Origin of the sequence: Pseudomonas sp. RA_35y_Pfl2_P32 (genome assembly GCF_963970735.1) — a bacterium.
Taxonomy (GTDB): Bacteria; Pseudomonadota; Gammaproteobacteria; order Pseudomonadales; family Pseudomonadaceae; genus Aquipseudomonas.
Genome location: NZ_CAXAQF010000003.1, coordinates 107057 through 128721, shown reverse-complemented (window position 1 = coordinate 128721; position 21665 = coordinate 107057). Strand labels below are relative to the sequence as shown.

General features: G+C 64.2%; 19 protein-coding genes. 8 read left to right on the top strand and 11 right to left on the bottom strand.

Annotation, left to right across the window (positions count from 1 at the left end):
* Positions 1 to 139: 139 nt before the first annotated feature.
* The 6 genes from exaC to pedF all read right to left on the bottom strand — a co-directional run bounded on the left by exaC (position 140) and on the right by pedF (position 6921).
* Positions 140 to 1660: an acetaldehyde dehydrogenase ExaC gene (gene exaC / locus AACY45_RS04175; protein ID WP_339544285.1), complete on the bottom strand. Its 1521-nt coding sequence runs from the start codon at positions 1658 to 1660 to the stop codon at positions 140 to 142.
* Between the two features lie 273 nt (positions 1661 to 1933).
* On the bottom strand, positions 1934 to 3709 hold the full coding sequence (locus AACY45_RS04170) for a PQQ-dependent methanol/ethanol family dehydrogenase (RefSeq protein WP_339544284.1): 1776 nt from the start codon (positions 3707 to 3709) through the stop codon (positions 1934 to 1936).
* 151 nt (positions 3710 to 3860) lie between these two features.
* Positions 3861 to 4793, bottom strand: coding sequence for a quinoprotein relay system zinc metallohydrolase 1 (locus AACY45_RS04165; protein ID WP_339544283.1), 933 nt, complete (start codon positions 4791 to 4793; stop codon positions 3861 to 3863).
* A gap of 16 nt (positions 4794 to 4809) precedes the next feature.
* Positions 4810 to 5571: a quinoprotein dehydrogenase-associated SoxYZ-like carrier gene (locus AACY45_RS04160; RefSeq protein ID WP_339544282.1), complete on the bottom strand. Its 762-nt coding sequence runs from the start codon at positions 5569 to 5571 to the stop codon at positions 4810 to 4812.
* A gap of 8 nt (positions 5572 to 5579) precedes the next feature.
* Positions 5580 to 6455, bottom strand: coding sequence for a substrate-binding periplasmic protein (locus AACY45_RS04155; protein ID WP_339544281.1), 876 nt, complete (start codon positions 6453 to 6455; stop codon positions 5580 to 5582).
* A 4-nt stretch (positions 6456 to 6459) separates the two neighbouring features.
* Positions 6460 to 6921 carry a cytochrome c-550 PedF gene (gene pedF, locus AACY45_RS04150; RefSeq protein ID WP_339544280.1) on the bottom strand — a complete coding sequence of 154 codons (462 nt, stop codon included), beginning with the start codon at positions 6919 to 6921 and terminating at the stop codon, positions 6460 to 6462.
* 253 nt (positions 6922 to 7174) lie between these two features.
* Between pedF and exaA the strand changes: the two genes are divergently transcribed.
* Both exaA and AACY45_RS04140 read left to right on the top strand, forming a co-directional pair.
* Entirely contained in the window at positions 7175 to 9061 is a 1887-nt protein-coding gene (exaA, locus tag AACY45_RS04145) for a quinoprotein ethanol dehydrogenase (protein ID WP_339544279.1), read from the top strand.
* Positions 9062 to 9225: 164 nt separating this feature from the next.
* Complete coding sequence (locus AACY45_RS04140) at positions 9226 to 9876, top strand: pentapeptide repeat-containing protein (protein WP_339544278.1); 651 nt, start codon at positions 9226 to 9228, stop codon at positions 9874 to 9876.
* Between the two features lie 810 nt (positions 9877 to 10686).
* On the opposite strand, the gene AACY45_RS04135 is transcribed toward AACY45_RS04140, so the two are convergent.
* Genes AACY45_RS04135 through AACY45_RS04125 form a run of 3 tightly spaced genes read right to left on the bottom strand, consistent with a single transcriptional unit; the run spans position 10687 to position 12709 of the window.
* Positions 10687 to 11325, bottom strand: coding sequence for a response regulator transcription factor (locus AACY45_RS04135; protein WP_339544277.1), 639 nt, complete (start codon positions 11323 to 11325; stop codon positions 10687 to 10689).
* Positions 11322 to 12584, bottom strand: a complete 1263-nt coding sequence (locus AACY45_RS04130) for a sensor histidine kinase (RefSeq protein WP_339544276.1) — start codon at positions 12582 to 12584, stop codon at positions 11322 to 11324. The genes AACY45_RS04135 and AACY45_RS04130 overlap by 4 nt, the downstream gene beginning before the upstream one ends.
* A gap of 2 nt (positions 12585 to 12586) precedes the next feature.
* Positions 12587 to 12709, bottom strand: coding sequence for a hypothetical protein (locus AACY45_RS04125; protein ID WP_256585469.1), 123 nt, complete (start codon positions 12707 to 12709; stop codon positions 12587 to 12589).
* A 157-nt stretch (positions 12710 to 12866) separates the two neighbouring features.
* On the opposite strand from AACY45_RS04125, the gene AACY45_RS04120 reads away from it, so the two are divergent.
* From AACY45_RS04120 to AACY45_RS04095, 6 genes are all read left to right on the top strand, one after another.
* Complete coding sequence (locus tag AACY45_RS04120) at positions 12867 to 14051, top strand: ABC transporter substrate-binding protein (RefSeq protein ID WP_339544275.1); 1185 nt, start codon at positions 12867 to 12869, stop codon at positions 14049 to 14051.
* Between the two features lie 36 nt (positions 14052 to 14087).
* On the top strand, positions 14088 to 15047 hold the full coding sequence (locus tag AACY45_RS04115) for a YVTN family beta-propeller repeat protein (RefSeq protein ID WP_339544274.1): 960 nt from the start codon (positions 14088 to 14090) through the stop codon (positions 15045 to 15047).
* Positions 15044 to 15775: an ABC transporter ATP-binding protein gene (locus AACY45_RS04110; RefSeq protein WP_339544273.1), complete on the top strand. Its 732-nt coding sequence runs from the start codon at positions 15044 to 15046 to the stop codon at positions 15773 to 15775. Before AACY45_RS04115 ends, AACY45_RS04110 begins: the two co-directional genes overlap by 4 nt.
* On the top strand, positions 15772 to 16563 hold the full coding sequence (locus AACY45_RS04105) for an ABC transporter permease (protein WP_339544272.1): 792 nt from the start codon (positions 15772 to 15774) through the stop codon (positions 16561 to 16563). Before AACY45_RS04110 ends, AACY45_RS04105 begins: the two co-directional genes overlap by 4 nt.
* Positions 16564 to 16686: 123 nt before the next feature.
* On the top strand, positions 16687 to 17244 hold the full coding sequence (locus AACY45_RS04100) for a PQQ-dependent catabolism-associated CXXCW motif protein (RefSeq protein ID WP_339544271.1): 558 nt from the start codon (positions 16687 to 16689) through the stop codon (positions 17242 to 17244).
* A 57-nt stretch (positions 17245 to 17301) separates the two neighbouring features.
* On the top strand, positions 17302 to 17967 hold the full coding sequence (locus AACY45_RS04095) for a response regulator transcription factor (RefSeq protein ID WP_339544270.1): 666 nt from the start codon (positions 17302 to 17304) through the stop codon (positions 17965 to 17967).
* 499 nt (positions 17968 to 18466) lie between these two features.
* Here AACY45_RS04095 and pgm read toward each other — a convergent pair whose 3' ends face one another.
* Positions 18467 to 20110: a phosphoglucomutase (alpha-D-glucose-1,6-bisphosphate-dependent) gene (gene pgm, locus AACY45_RS04090; RefSeq protein WP_339544269.1), complete on the bottom strand. Its 1644-nt coding sequence runs from the start codon at positions 20108 to 20110 to the stop codon at positions 18467 to 18469.
* A gap of 110 nt (positions 20111 to 20220) precedes the next feature.
* Entirely contained in the window at positions 20221 to 21621 is a 1401-nt protein-coding gene (locus AACY45_RS04085) for an aminotransferase-like domain-containing protein (RefSeq protein ID WP_339544268.1), read from the bottom strand.
* Positions 21622 to 21665 lie beyond the last annotated feature (44 nt).

The following is a 21665-nucleotide window of genomic DNA, read 5'->3' as shown; positions in this document are numbered from 1 at the left end:
GCACGGGGCTTGAGGTGACCGAATGCTACTTTCGAAGGAGCTGGCGGGGTGATTTGGTAGGGGGTGTGCGATCGTCATGCACACACAAATACTGTAGGAGCGAGCTTGCTCCTACAGAGTGCTTGTCATCAGTGCGAAATCAGAAGAACCCCAGCGGATTGATGTCGTAGCTCACCAGCAGGTTCTTGGTCTGCTGGTAGTGGTCGAGCATCATCTTGTGGTTCTCCCGGCCAACCCCGGACTTCTTGTAGCCACCAAACGCGGCGTGGGCCGGGTACAGGTGGTAGCAGTTGGTCCACACGCGCCCGGCCTTGATCGCCCGGCCCATGCGGTAGGCGCGGTTGATGTCGCGGGTCCACAGGCCGGCACCGAGGCCGAACTCGCTGTCGTTGGCGATCGCCAGGGCTTCGGCTTCGTCCTTGAAGGTGGTGACACCCACCACCGGACCGAAGATTTCCTCCTGGAACACACGCATTTTATTGTGCCCCTTGAGCAGGGTCGGCTGGATGTAATAGCCGCTGGACAGGTCGCCCTCCAGGCGCTCGGCCGCCCCGCCGGCGAGCAGTTCAGCCCCCTCCTCCTGGGCAATCTGCAGGTACGAGAGGATCTTGTCGTATTGCTGCTCGGAAGCCTGGGCACCGACCATGGTCTCGGTATCCAGCGGGTTGCCGCGCTTGATCTTGACGATCTTCTTCATCACCTCGGCCATGAACGGCTCGTAGATCGACTCCTGCACCAGCGCCCGGGACGGGCACGTGCAGACTTCGCCCTGGTTGAAGAACGCCAGCACCAGGCCTTCGGCGGCCTTCTCGATGAACGCCGGCTCGGCATTCATGATGTCTTCGAAGAAGATATTCGGCGACTTGCCGCCCAACTCCACGGTGCTCGGAATGATGTTCTCGGCGGCACAATGCATGATGTGCGCGCCCACCGGGGTCGAACCGGTGAAGGCGATCTTGGCAATGCGCTTGCTGGTGGCCAGGGCTTCACCGGCTTCGCGACCAAAACCCTGGACGATGTTCAGCACGCCGGCGGGCAGCAGGTCGGCGATCAACTCGGCGAAGACCATGATCGACAGCGGCGTCTGCTCGGCCGGCTTGAGTACGATGCAGTTGCCGGCCGCCAGCGCCGGGGCGAGTTTCCAGGCGGCCATCAGCAGCGGGAAGTTCCACGGGATGATCTGCCCGACCACGCCCAGGGGTTCGTGGAAGTGGTAGGCGGTGGTCAGTTCGTTGATTTCGGCAGCGCCGCCTTCCTGGGCACGGATGCAGCCGGCGAAGTAGCGAAAGTGGTCGGCGGCCAGCGGTACGTCGGCGTTGAGGGTCTCGCGCACGGCCTTGCCGTTGTCCCAGGTTTCGCTGACCGCGAGGATTTCCAGGTTCTGCTCGATGCGGTCAGCGATTTTCAGCAGCACCAGGGAGCGATCCTGGGCCGAGGTCTTGCCCCAGGCATCGGCCGCCGCGTGGGCGGCGTCCAGGGCGCGGTCGATGTCGGCGGCGCAGGAGCGAGGAAACTCGGCGATCACCTCGCCCGTGACCGGTGAGGTGTTGGTGAAGTACTGGCCATTGATCGGGGCGACAAATTCGCCGCCGATGAAATTGCCGTAGCGCGGCTTGAAGGAAACAACAGCGCCTGGGGTACCGGGTTGTGCGTAGATCATGCTGGGCCTCTGTTTTTGTCGATGCCTGTCGGGCAAACAGGCGATGCACCGATAGTAGAGAGCCCCACGTGCCAGACGTATGCGCCGTTGGCAGGGGGGCTCTCATTATTTGGTCGTAGATTTCACCCAGATCACTGTAGGAGCGAGCGCCCGCTTGCGGCTTGCTCGCGATGAACCCGAGAACGCCGTGGGGTGTCAGGCTTCCAGCGTTATCGTTAACGACCATCGCGAGCGAGCTCGCTCCTACAAGGGGGTATGCGGTGGGTTCGGGGGTTAGTGTTTGGCGACGAGTTCCTTGGGCAACTTGAAGGTCCAGAGCATGCCACCCTGGTTGAAGTCCTTGACCCGCTTGGCCACTTCGCCGCCCCACAGCGGTACGGCACCGCCCCAGCCCGAGAGCACCGAAACGTACTGCTCGCCGTCCATCTCCCAGGTCACGGGAGAACCCAGGACCCCGGAGCCGGTCTGGAACTCCCAGACTTTCTCCCCGGTCTTGGCGTTGAATGCCTGCAGGAAACCTTCCGGCGTGCCGGTGAACACCAGGTTGCCCTTGGTGGTCAGCACCCCGCCCCACAGCGGCGCGAAGTTCTTGTGGCGCCACACTTCCTTGCCGGTTTTCGGGTCAATGGCCCGCAGCACGCCTATGTAGTCTTCGTTCAGCGGCTTGATGGTGAAGCCGGCACCGAGGAAGGCCGCGCCTTTTTTGTAGGCGATGCCTTCGTTCCAGATGTCCATGCCCCACTCGTTGGATGGCACATAGAACAGCCCGGTGTCCTTGTTGTAGGCCATCGGCATCCAGTTCTTGGCCCCCAGGAATGCCGGCGCGACAAACACCGAGCTGCCCTTGGCCTCGCTGCCGGGAGCGCCCGGACGGCTGGCTTCGTTGTAGATCGGGCGGCCGTCTTTATCCAGACCGGTGGCCCAGGTGATCTTGTCGACAAACGGGAAGCCGCGGATGAACTTGCCGTTGGTGCGGTCCAGCACGTAGAAGAAGCCGTTGCGATCAGCGGTGGCGGCGGCCTTGATCTCCTTGCCGCCTTCGTTGTAGTTGAAGGACACCAGTTCGTTCACCCCGTCATAGTCCCAACCGTCGTGGGGCGTGCTCTGGAAGTGCCACTTGATGGTGCCGTCGTCCGGGTTGAGGGCCAGGCGCGACGAGGAGTAGAGGTTGTCGCCAGGGCGCAGGTGCGAGTTCCACGGGGCCGGGTTGCCGGTGCCGAACAGCAGCAGGTTGGTTTCCGGGTCGTAGTAGCCGCCCAACCATGGGGCCGCACCGCCGGTCTTCCACAGATCGCCGGGCCAGGTCTTGCCCGCTTCACCGCCGGAAATGCCATTTTCCACCGCCTTGCCGTCCTTGTAGACGTAGCCCATGTGGCCTTCGACCGTTGGCCGGCTCCACAGCAGGCTGCCGTTTTTCGGGTCGTAGGCTTCGATCTTGCCCACCACGCCGAACTCGCCACCGGCAACCCCGGTGATCAGCTTGCCATTGATCACCAGCGGCGCGGCGCTGATGGAATAGCCTTCCTTGTGATCGGCGACTTTTTTGCTCCAGACCACTTTGCCGGTGTCCTTGTTCAAGGCCACCAGCTTGGCGTCGAGGGTGCCGAAGAACACCAGGTCGCCGTACAGCGCCACGCCCCGGTTGATCACGTCGCAGCAGGGGCGGATGTCATCGGGCAGGCGTGCATCGTATTGCCAGAGTTTCTTGCCGGTGCGCGCGTCCACCGCAAACACCCGCGAGTAGGAGCCGGTCATGTACATCACGCCGTCCTTGATCATCGGCTGAGCTTGCTGGCCACGCTGTTTTTCGCCACCGAAGGAGAAGGCCCAGACGGGGCGCAGGTCCTTGACGTTATTCACGTTGAGGGTGTCCAGCGGGCTGTAGCGCTGACCCTGGACGCCCAGACCGTTGGTGACGATCTGCTCCGGATTTTTCGGGTCCTGGAGAATGTCCTGGTCGCTGACGGCGGCCAGGGCCGTGCCGGACAGCAGCATGGCGCTGAGCAGTGCACACAGGACGAAGGGTTGGCGACGTACGGGTTGGGTCATGGCGGCTACCTCTGCGGTTTTTGTTATGCCCGGGAAATTTTCCCGGTCTGGTGCAGATTCTTCAGCGCCACCGCCCTGGCAACAATTGCCCGCAGTGTGGAGATTGTTAGTTCCTTGGTAGGGGGTCGAGCCCGTAGCCGATGCGACAGGGCTACGGGGCGGCGTCAATCCGCTGCATCTGCTCACGCTCGTAGCGCGGGTACAAATGACTGACGCTGCGGATCAGTTCGTAGCGGCTCAGGCTGATGGCGGCGAAGCGCTCGGGAATGGGGCTGCGGATCATCTCGCCCATGTCGCTGCCATGGGCGGCACCGTCGCGCAGCAGTTGGTCGAGCCAGGCCAGGTAGTCGCGCATCTGCTCGAAGGCGCGCGCATCGCTGGCCACCGGGCCGTGACCGGGCACCACCTGCTTCCATGGCAAGCCCTGCAGGGTGGCGATGTCGGCCAGCCACACCGACAATCCCGGGCTGTTGGGGGTGGTCAGGGCCCGTTGATAAAACACCAGGTCGCCGGCAAACAGCACGCCGGTTCGCTGGTCGAGAATAGCCAGATCTGCGCCGGTATGCCCACCCAGGCTCAGCAGTTGCAAATCGTGATTCCCAAAACTTTTCACCCCCGGTGTCAGGGCCTGGGTCGGTAACACCACTTCGGTGCCACGCATCCAGTCGCCGACCATCCGGTACATGTTCTCGGCCATGGCGTCGCCCTGCTGTTGCAGGAGCACCGTGGTGCCGGGCAAGGCGCCAATGGGCACGTCGCTGAACGCCTGGTTGCCCAGCACGTGGTCAGGATGGTGGTGGGTCAGCAACAGCTGGATCACCGGCTTGTCGGTGACCGTTGCAATCGCCTTGCGCAGGGCTTCGCCGTAGCGTTTGGAGGGCCCGCTGTCGATCACCACCACCCCTTGGGCGGTGACAATGAACGCTGTGTTGACGATGTTGCCGCCATTGGCCTTGGCAAAATTGTCGGTGCTGCCCTCCAGCAGCCAGGTGTCTTCGGCGATCTGCCGTGGGCTGAGCACATAGTCGAGATCCGCCAGGGCCGGCAGGCTCAGCGACAGGCACAACAACAGCATCCAGCGCATCAGGTACTCCTTGGGCTCAGGGCAGGGTCGCGGCAAATTGGTTGCCGCTGTTGTCACGCAGCAGCAGGCGCGTCTGCCCTGCCCCTTCGATATCGAATGCCAGGTTGGGGTTTTCACTGACCGCCGGGAACAGCTCCAGGCGGGCCATGAGCCGGTCGTCCTGGTCGCGCAGTTCAGCGTGATTGAGGAAGAACTCCGGGATCCCGCCGACCATGCCGTTGTCCATCGGGTGGGCCACTTGCAGGCGCAAGCGGCTGAAGTGGTCCCGCGGATAACGGCCGCCGAGCACTTCGCCGATGTGCTCTTCCCAGCCTGGCTGGGTGCGCACCACACTCGGCGCCGTGCAGCCGCCACCCGCGGCGTCGATCAGGGTCGAGCCCACGTGCCACAGCCCGTCCCGGGTCTGCACCGCCGCGCGTAGCGGCGTGGCCTGCTCGATGCGGATGCGGATCGCCAGCCACGGCAGCACCCCGTCCAGGGGTTCGAAATCAACGATCTTGGGCAAGGGATTCAACTCGGCCCAGGCGAGGATTCTCACCACCTCGCCCTTGAATGCGCGGGCGTCGATTTCCAGCGGCACCTGGCGCGCATCCTCGGCGAACGGAGGCGCCAGCAGCTTGACCCGCTCATCGAACACGAACGGCGCATCACCGAGCATCTGCTTGTGATAGAAGGCCCACATCACCGACGGTACCGGGTCCTTCCCTGGGTCGACCGGCGCGGCCGCCGCCAGTAGCGGCAGCCAGCAGGCCAACAGACAACTCGCTCGCCAGTTCATCGCAGCTCCTATTGATACATCTCGGGCACGTCATAGCGCAGGCCGTAATGGCTATACAGGGCTTGCACCGCGCCCTCGCGGATCAAGCCTTCCAGCGCCTCTTCGACGGCGTAGGCCAACTGGCGGTTGCTCTCGTGCACCGCCATGCCGATGTCCCAGCGTTGCTTGCCCATGTTCGGGTAGGCGTTCTCTGCCAGCGCCAGTTGCGAGTCGGCGGCTTGATGCACCTGCCAGTCGATCTCGCCACGCATGGCCATGACCGCATCCACTTCGCCAGCCTGCAGGGCGGCAAAGGCCTGGGGCACGCCGGAGTAATGCCGGGTGTTTTTCGCCAGCATGCCGTTGAACACCGAGGTCAGGTAGAACGAGGGCACGCTGTCGACCTCGACGGCGATCGGGTGGTATTCGAACACCGCGACACTGGCCACCTTGTCCAGCCGGCGGCGGTCAAAAGCCACCTGCCACTGCTCGCTCTGGTACGGACCGAACATCACCACATGGCCGTTTTCCAGCTCGCCCAGCTCGTTGCGTTTCTGGGCGAAGTCGCGATCGTAAGGCACGCGCATCATCAGGTCGGCCAGTTGCTGGTCGTGCAAGGGACTGGCACGCCAGATGTAGTCGCGCAGGTCGTCGTCGAGCTTTTCCCCAGCCGGTGCCCAGATCAGTTGCAGCCGCACGCCCAAGGCCTTGGCCAACGCCTGGGCCAGTTCCACATCGACCCCACGGGGCTGCCCGGCGTCCTCGAAGCTGTAGGGGGCAAAGTCCTTGTACACCGCCACCTTCAATTCCCCGGCGGCGATCATCTCGTCATACGTACGGACCTGGGCCTGCGCCACCGGGCAACACAGCAGCAGCGCACTGATCAACACCGCAAGCAGGCGCATGGACTTACTCCTCGACGTGCACGCTGTCCAGGTAAGTACGCACCGCCCACAGGGCTTCCTGGCTCAGGTAGTCGGCCATCTTCGGCATGTAGACCCGGCCGTCACGTACGGCGCCGTGGCGCACGCGCTCGACGAACCACTCATCCCCGGCATCGCCGGCATCGAGCATGCGCAGGTCAGGGGCAATCCCCCCGGACTTGGCTTCCAGGCCATGGCAGGCGGCGCAGTTCTGGTTGTAGGCAGAGGAACCGATGGCCACCGCCTTGTCGTGCTCCGGCGAAGAGCGATACGGGTTCACGGCGGCCCAGCCATCGCCATCCAGCGTCACGCCGGCGTCCTTGATCGGGGTCAGGCCCTGGGTCTCGACGGCTTGTGGCACCACGTTGCCATGGGCCCAGGCCGAACCTGCACTGATAAAGCCGGCCAGCAGTCCGGCCAGGAGCAAGGCGTTGCGTTTTGTTGTCATTGTTATGCCCTCAGGATTGCACGCAAAACCTCTTGGCAGAGGCTATGGCACCCATCTTAGAAAGCCCTTGGCGCACGCCCCATGCTGCTTTGGTGGCCGCGCTCTACTCCCTTGGTAGTAGGGCTTGTGACGCACACCCAATTCATCACCCGGCCGGGAAGTCTTCCCGGCCACAGCGGGACTTTTTCCGTAGGCGCCACCGATGCGGCGCAGCAACCTGTGCAGGCCAAAACCTCCACTGGGAACTGCAACCATGACAATAAGATCGCTACCCGCCCTTTCCCCCTTGACCCTCGCCGTGCAGGCTTTCCTGCTGGTGGGCAGCCTGTCCCTGAGCACCACCGGGTACGCGGCCACCGCCCCGACCAGCGCCAAGGTGAGCTGGGAAGACATTGCCAACGACCACCTGACCACCAAGGACGTGCTGCAATACGGCATGGGCACCAACGCCCAGCGCTGGAGCCCGCTGGCCCAGGTCAACGACCAGAACGTGTTCAAACTGACCCCGGCCTGGTCCTACTCCTTCGGCGATGAAAAACAGCGCGGCCAGGAATCCCAGGCCATCGTCCGCGACGGCGTGGTGTACGTCACCGGCTCCTACTCCCGGGTCTTTGCCCTCGACGCCAAGACCGGCAAACGCCTGTGGACCTATAACCATCGCCTGCCGGACAACATTCGTCCGTGCTGCGACGTGGTCAACCGGGGCGCGGCGATTTTCGGCGACAAGATCTACTTCGGCACCCTCGACGCGCGGCTGATCGCCCTCGACAAGAACACCGGCAAGGTGCTCTGGAACAAGAAATTCGGCGACCACGCCGCCGGCTACACCATGACCGGCGCACCCGTGCTGATCAAGGACAAGACCAGCGGCAAGGTGCTGCTGATCCACGGCAGCTCCGGCGATGAGTTCGGCGTGGTCGGCCAATTGTTTGCCCGCGACCCGGACACCGGCGAAGAAGTCTGGATGCGGCCTTTTGTCGAAGGCCACATGGGCCGCCTGAACGGCAAGGACAGCACCCCGACCGGTGACGTCAAGGCACCGTCCTGGCCCAATGACCCAACCACCGAGACCGGCAAGGTCGAGGCCTGGAGCCATGGCGGCGGCGCCCCTTGGCAGAGCGCCAGTTTCGACCCGGAAAGTAACACCATCATCGTCGGCGCCGGCAACCCCGGCCCCTGGAACACCTGGGCGCGCACCTCCAAGGACGGCAACCCCCACGATTACGACAGCCTCTACACCTCAGGCCAGGTCGGGGTCGACCCGAGCACCGGCGAGGTCAAGTGGTTCTACCAGCACACCCCGAACGACGCCTGGGACTTCTCCGGCAACAATGAGCTGGTGCTGTTCGACTACAAGGACAAGGACGGCAAACTGGTCAAGGCCACCGGCCACGCTGACCGCAACGGCTTCTTCTACGTGGTCGACCGCAACAACGGCAAATTGCAGAACGCCTTCCCCTTCGTCGACAACATCACCTGGGCCAGCCACATCGACCTCAAGACCGGGCGGCCGGTGGAGAACGAAGGCCAACGCCCGGCCAAGCCCCTGCCAGGGGAAACCAAGGGCAAGCCGGTGGAAGTCTCGCCGCCGTTCCTCGGCGGCAAGAACTGGAACCCCATGGCCTACAGCCAGGACACCGGGCTGTTCTACATCCCGGGCAACCAGTGGAAAGAGGAATACTGGACCGAAGAGGTCAACTACAAGAAGGGCTCCGCCTACCTGGGCATGGGCTTTCGCATCAAGCGCATGTACGACGATCACGTCGGCACCCTGCGCGCCATGAACCCCACCACCGGCAAAGTGGTCTGGGAGCACAAGGAAGCCTTGCCGCTGTGGGCCGGCGTGCTGGCGACCAAGGGCAACCTGGTGTTCACCGGCACCGGCGACGGGTTCTTCAAGGCCTTCGATGCGAAAACCGGCAAGGAGCTGTGGAAGTTCCAAACCGGCAGCGGCATCGTCTCGCCGCCGATCACCTGGGAACAGGATGGCGAGCAGTACATCGGCGTGACCGTCGGTTACGGCGGTGCGGTGCCGTTGTGGGGCGGCGACATGGCCGAACTGACCAAACCCGTGGCCCAGGGTGGCTCGTTCTGGGTCTTCAAGATCCCGAGCTGGGATAACCCGACCGCCAAACGCTGACCCTGTGGGAGCGAGCCTGCTCCGGGCGGCGTTCCGACGATGGACCTCAACGATGACGCGTTCTCCCTGGATGAACGCGTCGCGCTTGCGGCCTTCGCGAGCACGCCGCAAGCGGGCCCCGCGCAGGCAACCAATCCCCACAGCCACCCAAGGACCTACTCGCCATGAAATTCCTGCCCCTGCTACTGCTGCTGAGCATCGCCCAGGCACACGCCGCCGACGACGGCGACCACTCAGCGCTGATCATCAACGGCTGCACCATCGCCGACCACAGCCAATGCCCCGGCGCCAATCTGCGTGGCGCCAACCTGAGCAACCAGGACTTGCGCAACATGAACCTCAGCGGCGCCGACCTGCGCGATGCCGATCTGCGCCACGCCCGCCTGGACCTGGCCAACCTGGAAAAAGCCCAACTGCAAGGCGCCAACCTGACCCGCGCCAGCCTGCAACAAAGCAACCTGCGCCTGGCCGACTTCACCGGCGCCACGCTGCTGGCGATCCAGGGTTGGGGCCTGTTTGCCCAAGGTGCGCAATTCCAGGACGCCAACCTCAGTGGCGCCTACCTGCAATTCGCCCGCCTGTCCGGCGCCAAGCTGCACAACGCCAACCTGCGCGCCGCCGACCTGGAGATGACCTGGCTGAGCAAGGCCGACCTGCAAGGCGCCAACCTCAGCGACGCCAACCTGCAGGAAGCCAAGTTCGGCGAAAGCAACCTGGCCCAGGCCAACCTCAGCGGCTCGCGCCAGCATTATGGGAATTTTCAGGATGCGAACATGCAGGGGTGTATCGGTTGTCCAACCACCTGGGACAAATGACTGGCTTTACACAGGATCGACGAACACCTGGCTTGTGCCCACAGTGGGACTGTGGGATACGCCCAGAATTTGCATATCCCCACAAGACCTGTGGGAGCGCCGCCCGGCCCGCTCCCACCATGACATCCCACAGTCATACTCCAGCCAAAAAAACAAGCCGACCGGCAGGTCGCCTCGCCCGCCCTTACCACTCAGGCCGACCGGAAGGTCGCCGTGCTCTGGCTTTTGATCTTGATCCACCTGCCCCACCGTAGCGAAGGAAACACCAGGCTTGTGCCCACAGTGGGACTGTGGGAGCGGGCTCGCCCGCGATGGCAGTGTGTCAGGCAGCATCGATGTTGAATGGGCCAGCCTCATCGCGAGCAAGCGGAGCGCCGCCCGGCTCGCTCCCACCATGACATCCCACAGTCATACTCCAGCCAAAAAAAGCAGGCCGACCGGCAGGTCGCCTCGCCCGCCCTTACCACTCAGGCCGACCGGAAGGTCGCCGTGCTCTGGCTCTTGATCTTGATCCACCCGCCCCATCGGCAGGCTGAGCGAAGGTGAACATCTGGGGGGGAGGCGCGTAGCGCCGTGCGGCGAAGCCGCATACATCGAGAGGAGGTGCAGCGAAGCAAACCGGAGGCGATGCCCCCTGATGGGCACCGTAGCGAAGGAACCCCGAGCCTTGGCGAGGGGCCGAACGTCAGGGGCAAAGACCTTTGGTTACTTTGGGGCTTTTCCAAAGTGACCCGCCGTAAGGGCGGAACCCTAAGCCGCCATCACCGCAGCAACGGATATACCCCCCCAAAAAAAGCCAAGAGTAAAAGATCAGCTCGCCACCCGCACCACCCCCATATCAATCCCCAAATGCACCAGTTCGGCATGGGAACTGACCTGCAGCTTGCTCTTGAGCAACGTCAGGTGGTTGGAAACGGTCTTGCTGCTGATGCTCAACTGCTCGGCTATCACCCGCGCCGGGGTGCCTTTGGCGAGCATCACGAAGATCTCCAGTTCACGCTGGGTCATGCTCTGCAGGCGCGGATCGCTGGCGTCCTGTTGCGGGTGGCACGCCAACTGGGTGGCCAGGGGCTGTTCGATATAGGCGTGGCCGGCGAGAATCCGTCGCACCGCCTCGATCAACACCTCAGGCGCCGAGCTTTTGGTCAGGTAGCCCGAGGCTCCGGCGTCCAGAGCCTGACGCACCAGTGGCAATTCATCGTGCATGCTGAAAAACAGCACCCGCAGTTGCGGCAAGCGCTGGCGCAGGCGACGGGTGGTTTCCAGGCCGCTGATGCCCGGCAGGCCAAAATCCATGATCACCAGGTTCGGCAGCACCTCCTGGACCCGACTCAACGCCTCCTCGCCGGTGGCCGCTTCGCGCACTTCGATCGCCGGCAACAACACCCGCAGCAGGCTGGCGTAGCCCTGGCGGACCACCGCATGGTCATCGACCAGCAGAATATTCATGACACCTCCAAAGGCATGCTCAAGGCCAGCGCCCAACCGGCGCCGGGATGGCTGATGATGCGCAGTTCGCCGCCCAGGCAGCGGGCCCGTTCGAACATCGAATACAGGCCCACCCCCGGCCGCTGCGGTTGCTGGGCACCCCGACCGTTATCGCGCACCAGCACCCGCATTCGCCCGCCGCAATGGTGCAAGCGCACCCGCACCTGACTGGCGCCCGCGTGCCGGGCAATGTTGGTCAGGGCTTCCTGCAGCAGGCGATAAAGATGGGTCTGGTGGGGGCCGGACAGTGCCGGCAGATCGGCGCTGACCCGCAACCGGCATTCGATGCCCTGCCGGGCCTGCCACTGCTGCACCAGCAAGCCCACGGCCTCGCTCAGTGGCAGGTGCTGCAGGACGACCGGATAGAGATCGTGGACCAGGGCGCGAAACCCCTGTTGCAGGTGTTCACAGTTGTGCTCCAGCTCGCGCACAGTGCGTTCGATGGTCTGTGGCTGGTTCGCCACCAGGCGCAGCAGGCAAGCCTGGGCGCGAATCCCCGCCAGGTACTGGCCAAGATCGTCGTGCAGGGTCTGGGCCAAATGAGTGCGCTCCTGCTCCTGCACGGCCAACAGAGTGCGGGTCAACTGGGCATTGTCGGCGTGGGCCTGCTCCAGTGCCTCGGTCATGCGGTTGAACTGCTGGGCCAGTTGGCGCGCTTCCGGCAAGCCTTCGCCGCGCAGGCGGACCTTGAGCTGCCCGGCGCACACCTGCTGCATGGCCCGCAGCAGTTCATCAAGCAGGCCCATGCCACAGCGCACCGCCCAACGAATACTCAACAGGCTGACGAACAATGCCAGGGCGCACAGGCCGAGCAGTTGCTGCACCGAGTCCCAGACTTCGTCGAGTTCGTCCCGCGGATCCAGGGCTATTTGCACCCGCTGGCCGTCCCGCAGGTCCAGGAGCCGGGGGCTGTGCAGGCGTTCGGCAAACAGCAGGCGCGCAAGCCAGGCATCCATTCCCGCCTGCACCGGGGCCTGTGCCGCTTCCCCCGGCTGCAACCAGCGCACCCGCACATGACGCAGGCCCTCGGTCAGCCGGGGCTGCAGGCTGACCGGGTCGCGCGCCGCGCTTTCGCTCAAGTATTCGACCACCGCCTCTGCCGACTGCAGTTCCCGCTCGACATCCGCCAGCGCCTGATGCAACAGCAGCCCCATGCACCCCAGGGTCACCAGGGCAAAAAAACCGCAGACCCACAGGTTGATCCGCCACAGGGCCGACATGCCTAGCGCCCCGGTAGGGCGGGCATGACCCGCGCTGCGACCGGTTGCGGACCGTGCAGGCGGTCGACGCCGATCATGCTCAGGATCAGCAGCAACGGCAGGAGCAGCGCCTTGAGAATTCGCATGGTCAATCGCCTCCACTGAAATGACCGTGATTGCCCATGCTAAAACCACGCCGCCCTGGTGCAGTTACTACCTTGGTACTGGCTCCCTGGTACTTTCTGCATATTTCCCCCTGCTCGTGGGCTTCCTATGCTGGCGCTACCTGGAACGGAGTGCCCTATGCGCCAGCTTGCCCCCTACGCCCTGATCTACCTGCTGGCGATTGCTTGCGCCGCCGGCGTGGCGACCCAAAGCCAGGCGGCGGACCCAGCGTTGCCGGTGCAGATCGGCTACCTGGGCTATCGCCCCGACCCGGGCCCGCTGTTGTCCAACGTGATTGCCGAACCGACGGACGCCGGCCTGCGCGGAGCCGAACTGGCAATCGCCGACAGCAACAGCACCGGGCGCTTCCTCAACCACAGCTACCACTTGCAAAGCGCCAGCGTGGACACCCCGCAAGCCCTGCTGGACGCCGCCAAGGCCCAGCATGAGCAAGGGTTGCGGCTGTTCGTGGTCAACGCCCCGGCGTCCAGCCTGCGCCAACTGAGCGCGGCGCTGCCCGACAGCCTGCTGTTCAATGCCGGGAGCCCGGATGACAGCCTGCGCAGCACCGAATGCCTGCCCAACGTGCTGCACAGCCTGCCAAGCCGGGCGATGCTCGCCGATGCCCTGGGGCAGTTCCTGGTGCAGCGCAAATGGCAACGGGCCTTGCTGATCGTCGGCCCGACCGCCGACGACCAGGCCTATGCCGCCGCCCTGCGGCGCGCCGCCAAGCGCTTTGGCCTGCAACTGGTGGCAGAAAAAGCCTGGCGTTTCGACAACGACCAGCGCCGCAGCGCCCAGGCCGAGATGCCGCTGTTCACCCAGACCGCCGAGTATGACGTGGTGCTGGTGGCCGACGAGCGCGGCGATTTCGGCGAGTACGTGCCCTACCAGACCTGGTACCCACGCCCGGTCGCCGGCACCCAGGGCCTGACCCCGGTGGGCTGGCACAAGACCGTGGAAACCTACGGCGCCGCACAGTTGCAAAAACGCTTCGAGGCCCTGGCCCGGCGCTGGATGAACGACCGCGATTTCGCCGCCTGGATGGCCGTGCGCAGCATCGCCAGTGCGGTGAGCAAATTGCGCAACGCCGACCCCATGGCCATCCGCGGATTGGAACTCAGCGACCAACTGCCGCTGGACGGTTTCAAGGGCCGCAAGCTCAGCTATCGCCCCTGGAACGGCCAGTTGCGCCAGCCCATCCCCATCGTGCAACCCCGGGCGCTGGTCAGCACCTCGCCCCAGGATGGCTTCCTGCACCCCTTCAACGAAATGGACAGCCTGGGTTACGACAAGCCTGAAGTCAGTTGCCGCTTTCCCTGAAATTGCCCACCCCACAACAACAAGAAGGTATCCGCCATGCGCCGCACCCTGCTCTCATGCGCCCTGTTGCTCGCCGCCGGGCACGCCGCGGCCAGCACCGCCTGGGTCTCCAACGAGAAGGACAACAGCCTGAGCCTGATCGACCTGCAGACCCTGCAAGTCACCGACACCCTGCCCGTCGGCCAGCGCCCCCGTGGCCTGCTGCTGTCCCACGACAACACGCTGCTGTACATCTGCGCCAGTGATTCGGACCGGGTCCAGGTGATGGACGTGGCGACCCGCACGATCATCAAGGAACTGCCCTCCGGCAAGGACCCCGAGCAGTTCGCCCTGCATCCCAACAACCGCTGGCTGTACGTGTCCAATGAGGACGATGCGCTGGTAACGGTGATCGACACCGAGACCGCCAAGGTGCTCGGGCAGATCAGCGTCGGTGTCGAACCCGAAGGCATGGCCGTCAGCCCCGACGGCAAGTGGGCGGTGAACACCAGCGAAACCACCAACATGCTGCACTGGATCGACACCAGCACCCAGACCCTGGCCGACAGCACCCTGGTGGACCAGCGCCCGCGGGTTGTCGAGTTTTCCCCAGACGGCCAGCAGCTCTGGGCCTCGGCGGAAATCGGCGGCACCGTGACCATTCTCGAGGTGGCCAGCCGCAAGGTACTCAAGACCCTGAACTTCCAGATCAAGGGCGTGCACCCGGACAAGGTCCAGCCGGTGGGGGTCAAGCTCAGCGCCGACGGCAAGTACGGGTTTGTCGCCCTGGGCCCGGCCAACCATGTGGCGGTGATCGACGCCAAGACCTTTGAAATCCTCGACTACCTGCTGGTGGGACGGCGCGTCTGGCAGATGGCGTTCACCCCGGATCAAAAGCAGTTGCTGGCCACCAACGGCGTCAGCGGCGATGTCTCGGTGATCGATGTCGACCGCCTCAAGGTGATCAAGTCGGTGAAGGTCGGGCGGTACCCCTGGGGCGTGGTGGTCACGCCATGAACGCCCTGGACGTCAGCGACCTGAGCTTTGCCTACGGTGCCCGTCAGGCGCTGAACCAGGTCGGTTTCAGCCTGGCCCCGGGGCGTTTTGCCGCGTTGCTGGGGCCCAACGGCGCGGGCAAATCGACCCTGATCGCCCTGCTCACCCGGCTCTATGACCTGCAGCGCGGCGAGATCCGGGTCGGCGGTCATTCATTGCGCACCCACCCGCGCCCGGCGCTCAAGCAATTGGGCGTGGTGTTTCAGCAAAGCACCCTGGACCTGGACCTCAGCGTCGAACAGAACCTGCGTTACCACGCCGCCCTGCATGGCCTGTCACGGCGTGAGAGCGAGCAGCGGGTGGACACCGAACTGGCGCGCCAGAGCCTGACCGAGCGCCGCGGCGAACGGGTGCGCGAACTCAACGGTGGGCACCGCCGCCGGGTAGAGATCGCCCGGGCCTTACTGCACGAGCCGCACCTGTTGCTGCTCGACGAAGCCAGCGTCGGCCTTGACCCGGCCAGCCGCCTGGCCCTCAACCAGCACCTGCGCAGCCTGTGCCGCGAGCAGCAGTTGAGCGTGCTGTGGACCACCCACCTGCTGGACGAGGTAGCGCCCAGCGACGACCTGCTGATTCTCCATCAGGGCCGCCTGGTGGCCAGCGGGCAGGCCGCGGACTTGAGCCTGGAACATGGCGGCGACCTCGGCACCGCCTTCAACCGCCTGACCACCGTGGGAGCCACCCGATGAACGCCTACTGGCAATGCTTGCGCGGCATCGTGCTGCGCGAATGGCTGCGGTTTGTGTTGCAGCGCACGCGTTTTCTCAGTGCCCTGGTGCGGCCGCTGCTGTGGCTGCTGGTGTTCGCCGCCGGCTTCCGGGCGGCGCTGGGCATCGCGATCATCGAGCCCTACGACACCTACATCCCCTACGAGGTCTACATCATCCCCGGCCTGGCCTGCATGATCCTGCTGTTCAACGGCATGCAGGGTTCGCTGTCGATGGTCTACGACCGGGAAATGGGCAGCATGCGCGTGCTGCTCACCAGCCCCCTGCCGCGGACCTTTCTGCTGTGCAGTAAGTTGCTGGCGACCGCCCTGGTTTCCCTGTTGCAGGTGTATGCCTTCCTGGCGATTGCCTGGCTGTACGGGGTGCGCCCTCCCGTGGCGGGCCTGGTGCTGGCCCTGCCGGCGCTGTTGCTGGTGGCCGTGATGCTCAGCGCCCTGGGGTTGCTGCTGTCCAATGGCATTCGCCAGCTGGAGAACTTCGCCGGGGTGATGAACTTCGTGATTTTCCCGCTGTTTTTCCTGTCATCGGCGCTGTATCCGCTGTGGAAAATGCGCGACTCCAGCGAGTGGCTGTACTGGTTGTGTGCGGTCAATCCGTTCAGCCATGCGGTGGAGCTGGTGCGGTTTGCCCTGTATGAGCGGTTCAACCCCCTGGCATTGGCGGTGTGCGCCGGGCTGACGCTGGTGTTCGGCCTGCTGGCGGTGTTGACGTTCAATCCGCAGCATGCGGCGTTGCGCAAGGCGGGTTAGCCGGTATTGCCCGGTAAAGGCACAAAACTACTACTTTGGTACTGGTTTTCCTGTCTATCGTCGCATTCCCAAGGCACCACGACTGGCATGTAATAGGTTCATAACGATAAGGACTGAACCGCTATGCTGCGTGCCTGCCGTCGCCTGTTGCGCCCTCCTCTCACCGCTCTGTCGCTGTGCCTGCTGCTGAGCGTGGCCCATGCCGACAGTCCGCTGTTTTCTGCCGAGGGCTACCGCATCAGCCTGTACCGCAGCCCGACGCCCGATCAGGCGCCGGGCGCGAGAATCGTCGATACCGCCAGCCTGCAAACCCTGCTCGACCAGACACCGCGCCCGCTGTTGATCGACGTCTACCGCCGGCAATGGCTGCATGAGCGCTTCATTGAAGACCAACCCCACGAGAACCTGCCCGGTAGCCACTGGCTGGCCAATACCGGTGACGGTGATCTGACGCCTGCCTGGCAGGCCTACTTTGCGCGTAACCTGCACACACTGACTGCCGGCGATACCCGGCGTGCGCTGGTGTTTTACTGCCGCTCCGATTGCTGGCTGAGCTGGAACGCAGTAAAACGCGCCACGGCCCTGGGCTATCAGTCGGTGTACTGGTACCGCGACGGCCTGGATGCCTGGCTGGCGGCGAACCTGCCCGTGACCCTGGCCCAACCGGAGCCCTTTCCCTGACGTTGCACCCTTGCGTGTTGTTGCCACACCATAATCAAAATAACGAGGTGAAAGGCTATGTACAAAATTCTGATTGCCGACGATCACCCACTGTTCCGCGAAGCCATTCATAACGTCATCAGCGATGGTTTTCCCGGCAGCGAGGTGATGGAAACCGCCGACCTGGACAGCGCCCTGGCCCTGACCCAGGCCCACGACGACCTGGACCTGATCCTGCTGGACCTGAACATGCCTGGCATGCACGGTCTCAACGGCCTGATCAACCTGCGCAACGAAGCGCCGACCATCCCGGTGGTGATCGTCTCTGCCGAACAGGACAAGCAGATCGTCCTGCAAGCCATCACCTATGGCGCGGTGGGTTTCATCACCAAGTCCTCGCCCAGGGCACAGATGACCGAAGCCATTGAGCAGATTCTCAACGGCAACGTGTACCTGCCGCCCGATATCATCCGCACGCAAAAAAGCAGCAGCCCGCGGCGCATGAACGACACCCCCAGCTTCCCGCCGGAACTGCTCCAGGCCCTGACCCGCAAACAGCTGCTGGTGCTTGAGCGGATGACCAAGGGCGAGTCGAACAAGCAGATTGCCTACACCCTGGAAATCGCCGAGACCACGGTCAAGGCCCACGTCTCGGCCATCCTGCGCAAGCTCAACGTGCATAACCGGGTGCAGGCGATCCTGAGTGCCGGGGACATCGATTTCGGCTCGTACCTGCGCCGCTGAGGCCCGTTGCAGGCTTCGCGGTTGGGCCCTATGGGGGCTGCCGAAGGTTGCGATCTTTTGATTCTGGTTTTGTGGGTATATCCGTTGCTGCGGTGAAGGCGGCTAATGGTTCCGCCCTTACGGCGGGTCACTTTGGTAAAGCGCCAAAGTAACCAAAGCGCTCTACCCCTGACGTACGGCCCCTCGCTAGGGCTCGGGGTACCTTCGCTCAGCCTGCCGATGGGGCGGGTGGATCAAGAGCAAGAGCACGGCGACCTGCCGGTCGGCCTGAGTGGTAAGGGCGGGCGAGGCGGCCGACCGGCCGGCCTGCTTTTTTACTGATGGATGAATTTCCCCTGTGGGAGCGGGCTTGCCCGCGATGGGTCCAGTCCATTCAACATCGATAGTGCCTGACACACCGCCATCCCAGGCAAGCGGAACGCCGCCCGGCCCGCTCCCACAGGTTCGGTGGCCGTACGCAAGATTTGCGGGCAGCCAGATTCACCGTGGGAGCAGGGGTTCAGACGCTGATCGCGCCATCCACCAGGGTCTGGGCCTCTTGCACCAGTTGCTTGAGGTGATCGTCGCCAATGAAGCTCTCGGCATAGATCTTGTAGATGTCTTCGGTGCCCGAAGGACGGGCGGCGAACCAGCCGTTTTCGGTCATGACTTTCAAGCCGCCGATGGCCTGGTCGTTGCCCGGCGCCTTGCTGAGGATGGACTGGATCGCTTCACCCGCCAGTTGGGTCGACTTGACCTGCTCCGGCGCCAGTTTGCCCAGCAGGGCTTTCTGCTCGGGGCTGGCCTTGGCGTCGACGCGTACGGCAAAGGGCTCGCCCAGTTCATCGGTCAGGGCCCGGTAGGCCTGGCTCGGATCGCGGCCCGTGCGGGCCGTCATCTCCGCAGCCAGCAGCGCCGGGATCAGGCCGTCCTTGTCGGTGCTCCAGACACCGCCATCCTTGCGCAGGAACGAAGCCCCCGCGCTCTCTTCGCCACCAAAGCCCAGGGAGCCATCGAACAGCCCGTCCGCGAACCATTTGAAGCCCACTGGCACTTCGTACAGGCGCCGGCCCAGGCGCTTGGCCACGCGGTCGATCAGGCCGCTGCTGACCACGGTTTTACCCACCCCCGCATCGGCACGCCACAACGGACGGTTCTGGAACACGTAGTCGATGGCCACTGCCAGGTAGTTGTTCGGCGCCAGCAAACCACCGGAGGGGGTGACGGTTCCGTGGCGATCATGGTCCGGGTCGCAGGCAAACGCCACGTCGAACCGCTCCTTGAGGCCAATCAGGCCCTGCATGGCGTGGCTGGAAGACGGGTCCATGCGAATCTGCCCATCCCAGTCCACCGACATGAAGCGGAACGTCGGGTCGACCTCGGTGTTCACCACCTCAAGGTTCAAGCGGTAGTGATCGGCGATGGCCGACCAGTAGCGCACGCCGGCGCCGCCCAGTGGATCGACACCCAGGCGCAGGTTGGCGCCACGGATCACGTCGAAGTCGATCACATTGACCAGGTCGGCGACATAGGTATTGAGGTAGTCATGGCGATGGGTGGTGCTGGCCTTGAGCGCCTGCTCGTAGCTGATGCGCTTGACCCCGGCCAACTGGTTGGCCAGCAGTTCGTTGGCCTTGGCTTCGATCCACTTGGTGATGTGGGTATCGGCCGGGCCACCGTTGGTGGGGTTGTACTTGTAGCCACCGCTTTGCGGCGGGTTGTGGGACGGCGTGATGACGATGCCGTCCGCCAGGCCCGAGGTACGGCCGCGGTTGTAGCACAGGATGGCGTGGGAAATGGCCGGGGTCGGGGTGTATTCGTCACCGGCGGCGATCATCACGGTCACACCGTTGGCCGCCAGCACTTCCAGGGCACTGGCACCGGCCGGCGTCGACAGCGCGTGGGTGTCGATACCGACGAACAACGGGCCGTCGATGCCCTGGGCCTGGCGATACAGGCAGATCGCCTGGCTGATCGCCAGGACGTGCCATTCGTTGAAACTCAGCTCGAACGAGCTGCCACGGTGCCCGGAGGTACCGAACGCAACGCGCTGGGTGGCCACCGAGGCATCGGGCCGCCCGGTGTAATAGGCGGTTACCAGTCGCGGGATATCGACCAGAAGCTGTGCTGGTGCCGGCTTGCCCGCAAAAGGACTGAGTGTCATGCAAAACCTCTGAAAAAGAGTGGTTCAGGAATAGGGAGGCAGTTTACTGGCAGTTTGACCATAGAGCGACGACATCTATCCGCGGTCGGCCAGGATAATTTGCCCCTTGATCACTCTATCAACTCCAGCCTCAGGGCATCGCCGAGCATCGCCATGGTCGAGTCCAGATCGTGCTGGCCATTGAACGCATGACTGAGCCGCACGTGCTGCGAGTGCAGGCCGTGCAGGCTGAACAGTTCACCCGGGGCAATCACCACGCTCTGTTTGAGCATGCGCTGGAACACCCGGCGCATGTCCACCGGGCGCAGCAAGCGGGCCCAGAGGGTCGCGCCACCCGCCGGCTGGACAAAGTCCAGCGCATCGCCCAGACGCTCCTCGAGCACGTGCACCATGCGGGCCTTGCGCTCCGTGAGCAGGCGGCGCAATACCTGCAGGTGCTGGTCGATGCGACCGCTGCTGTACAGCCGGGCAATGGCTTTCTGGCGGATCGGCGACAGCCGGAAGGAGCGCAGTAAAAAGGTCCGCTGCAGCTCAGTGCTGAGCGGGCGCGACAGCAGGTAGCCATAAGGCGCCTCGGGCCCCATGAGTTTTTCGAAGGTCGAAAACACAATCAAGCGATCGGGGTCGAGCAGGTCGCGAAAGCGCAGCTCGTTCGGCTCGTGCCCGAGCTCGCCGTAGACATCATTCTCCAGGACCCAGCAGCCGTGTTCCTGCAACAGGTGGGCGATACCCTGACGGTTATCCGCCGGCATCAGGCTGCCCCTGGGCATGCTGACGCCCGAGGACAGCAGCACCAGGCGCACCGTTTCGGTCGCCAGCAGGTGTGCCAGCCATTGCGGGTCAAGCGAACCATCCTCGCCGATAGGCAGCTCGATCACCCGGACCCCGGCCGCCTGCAACAGGCGCAGAATCACCCAGTCACAGGGCGACTCCACCAGTACGGTGGCGCCCTTGAGTGCCAGCACCGCGATCAGGATCTCCAGCACGCCGCGCAAATCGGCACCAATGTAGACATCATCGGCGTGCCAGCAACGGATAGGCGACGTGGTGTAGCGCGCCGCCAGCGCGGTGCGCAGCTCCAGTTCGCCGCAGGGTTGGGAGTGCGGTTGCTGTTGGCGCGGGTACTGGCGCACCAGTTCGCGCTCCAGCAGCAGCAACGGACTGTCCAGCGATTGCAGCAGGGCCGGTTCATCGGTGCTCATCACCAGCATGCCCGGACGCCTGGCACTCACATAGAGGGTTTCCAGCAGGTCATTGCCGCCGCAGAACGCCGCGTTCAGCGACACCGGCAACGCGTAGTAACCGGACTTGGCCACCGAGTACACCCGCCCTTCCTTCTCCAGCAGCGAATAGGCGTACTGGATGGTCGAGATCGACACGCTCAGGCGCTCGGCCAGTTGCCGCAGGGATGGCAGCTTGATCGGCGCCTCGGTCTCCATGTCATTGATCAGGCAGGTCAGGTAGCGGTACACGGCCTGGTAGGCAAAGTCGTTCTCTCTCTGCTCTTTCATGGACGCAGGCCAATCGCAGCAAGGGGCCGCGCCCGCGGCAAACA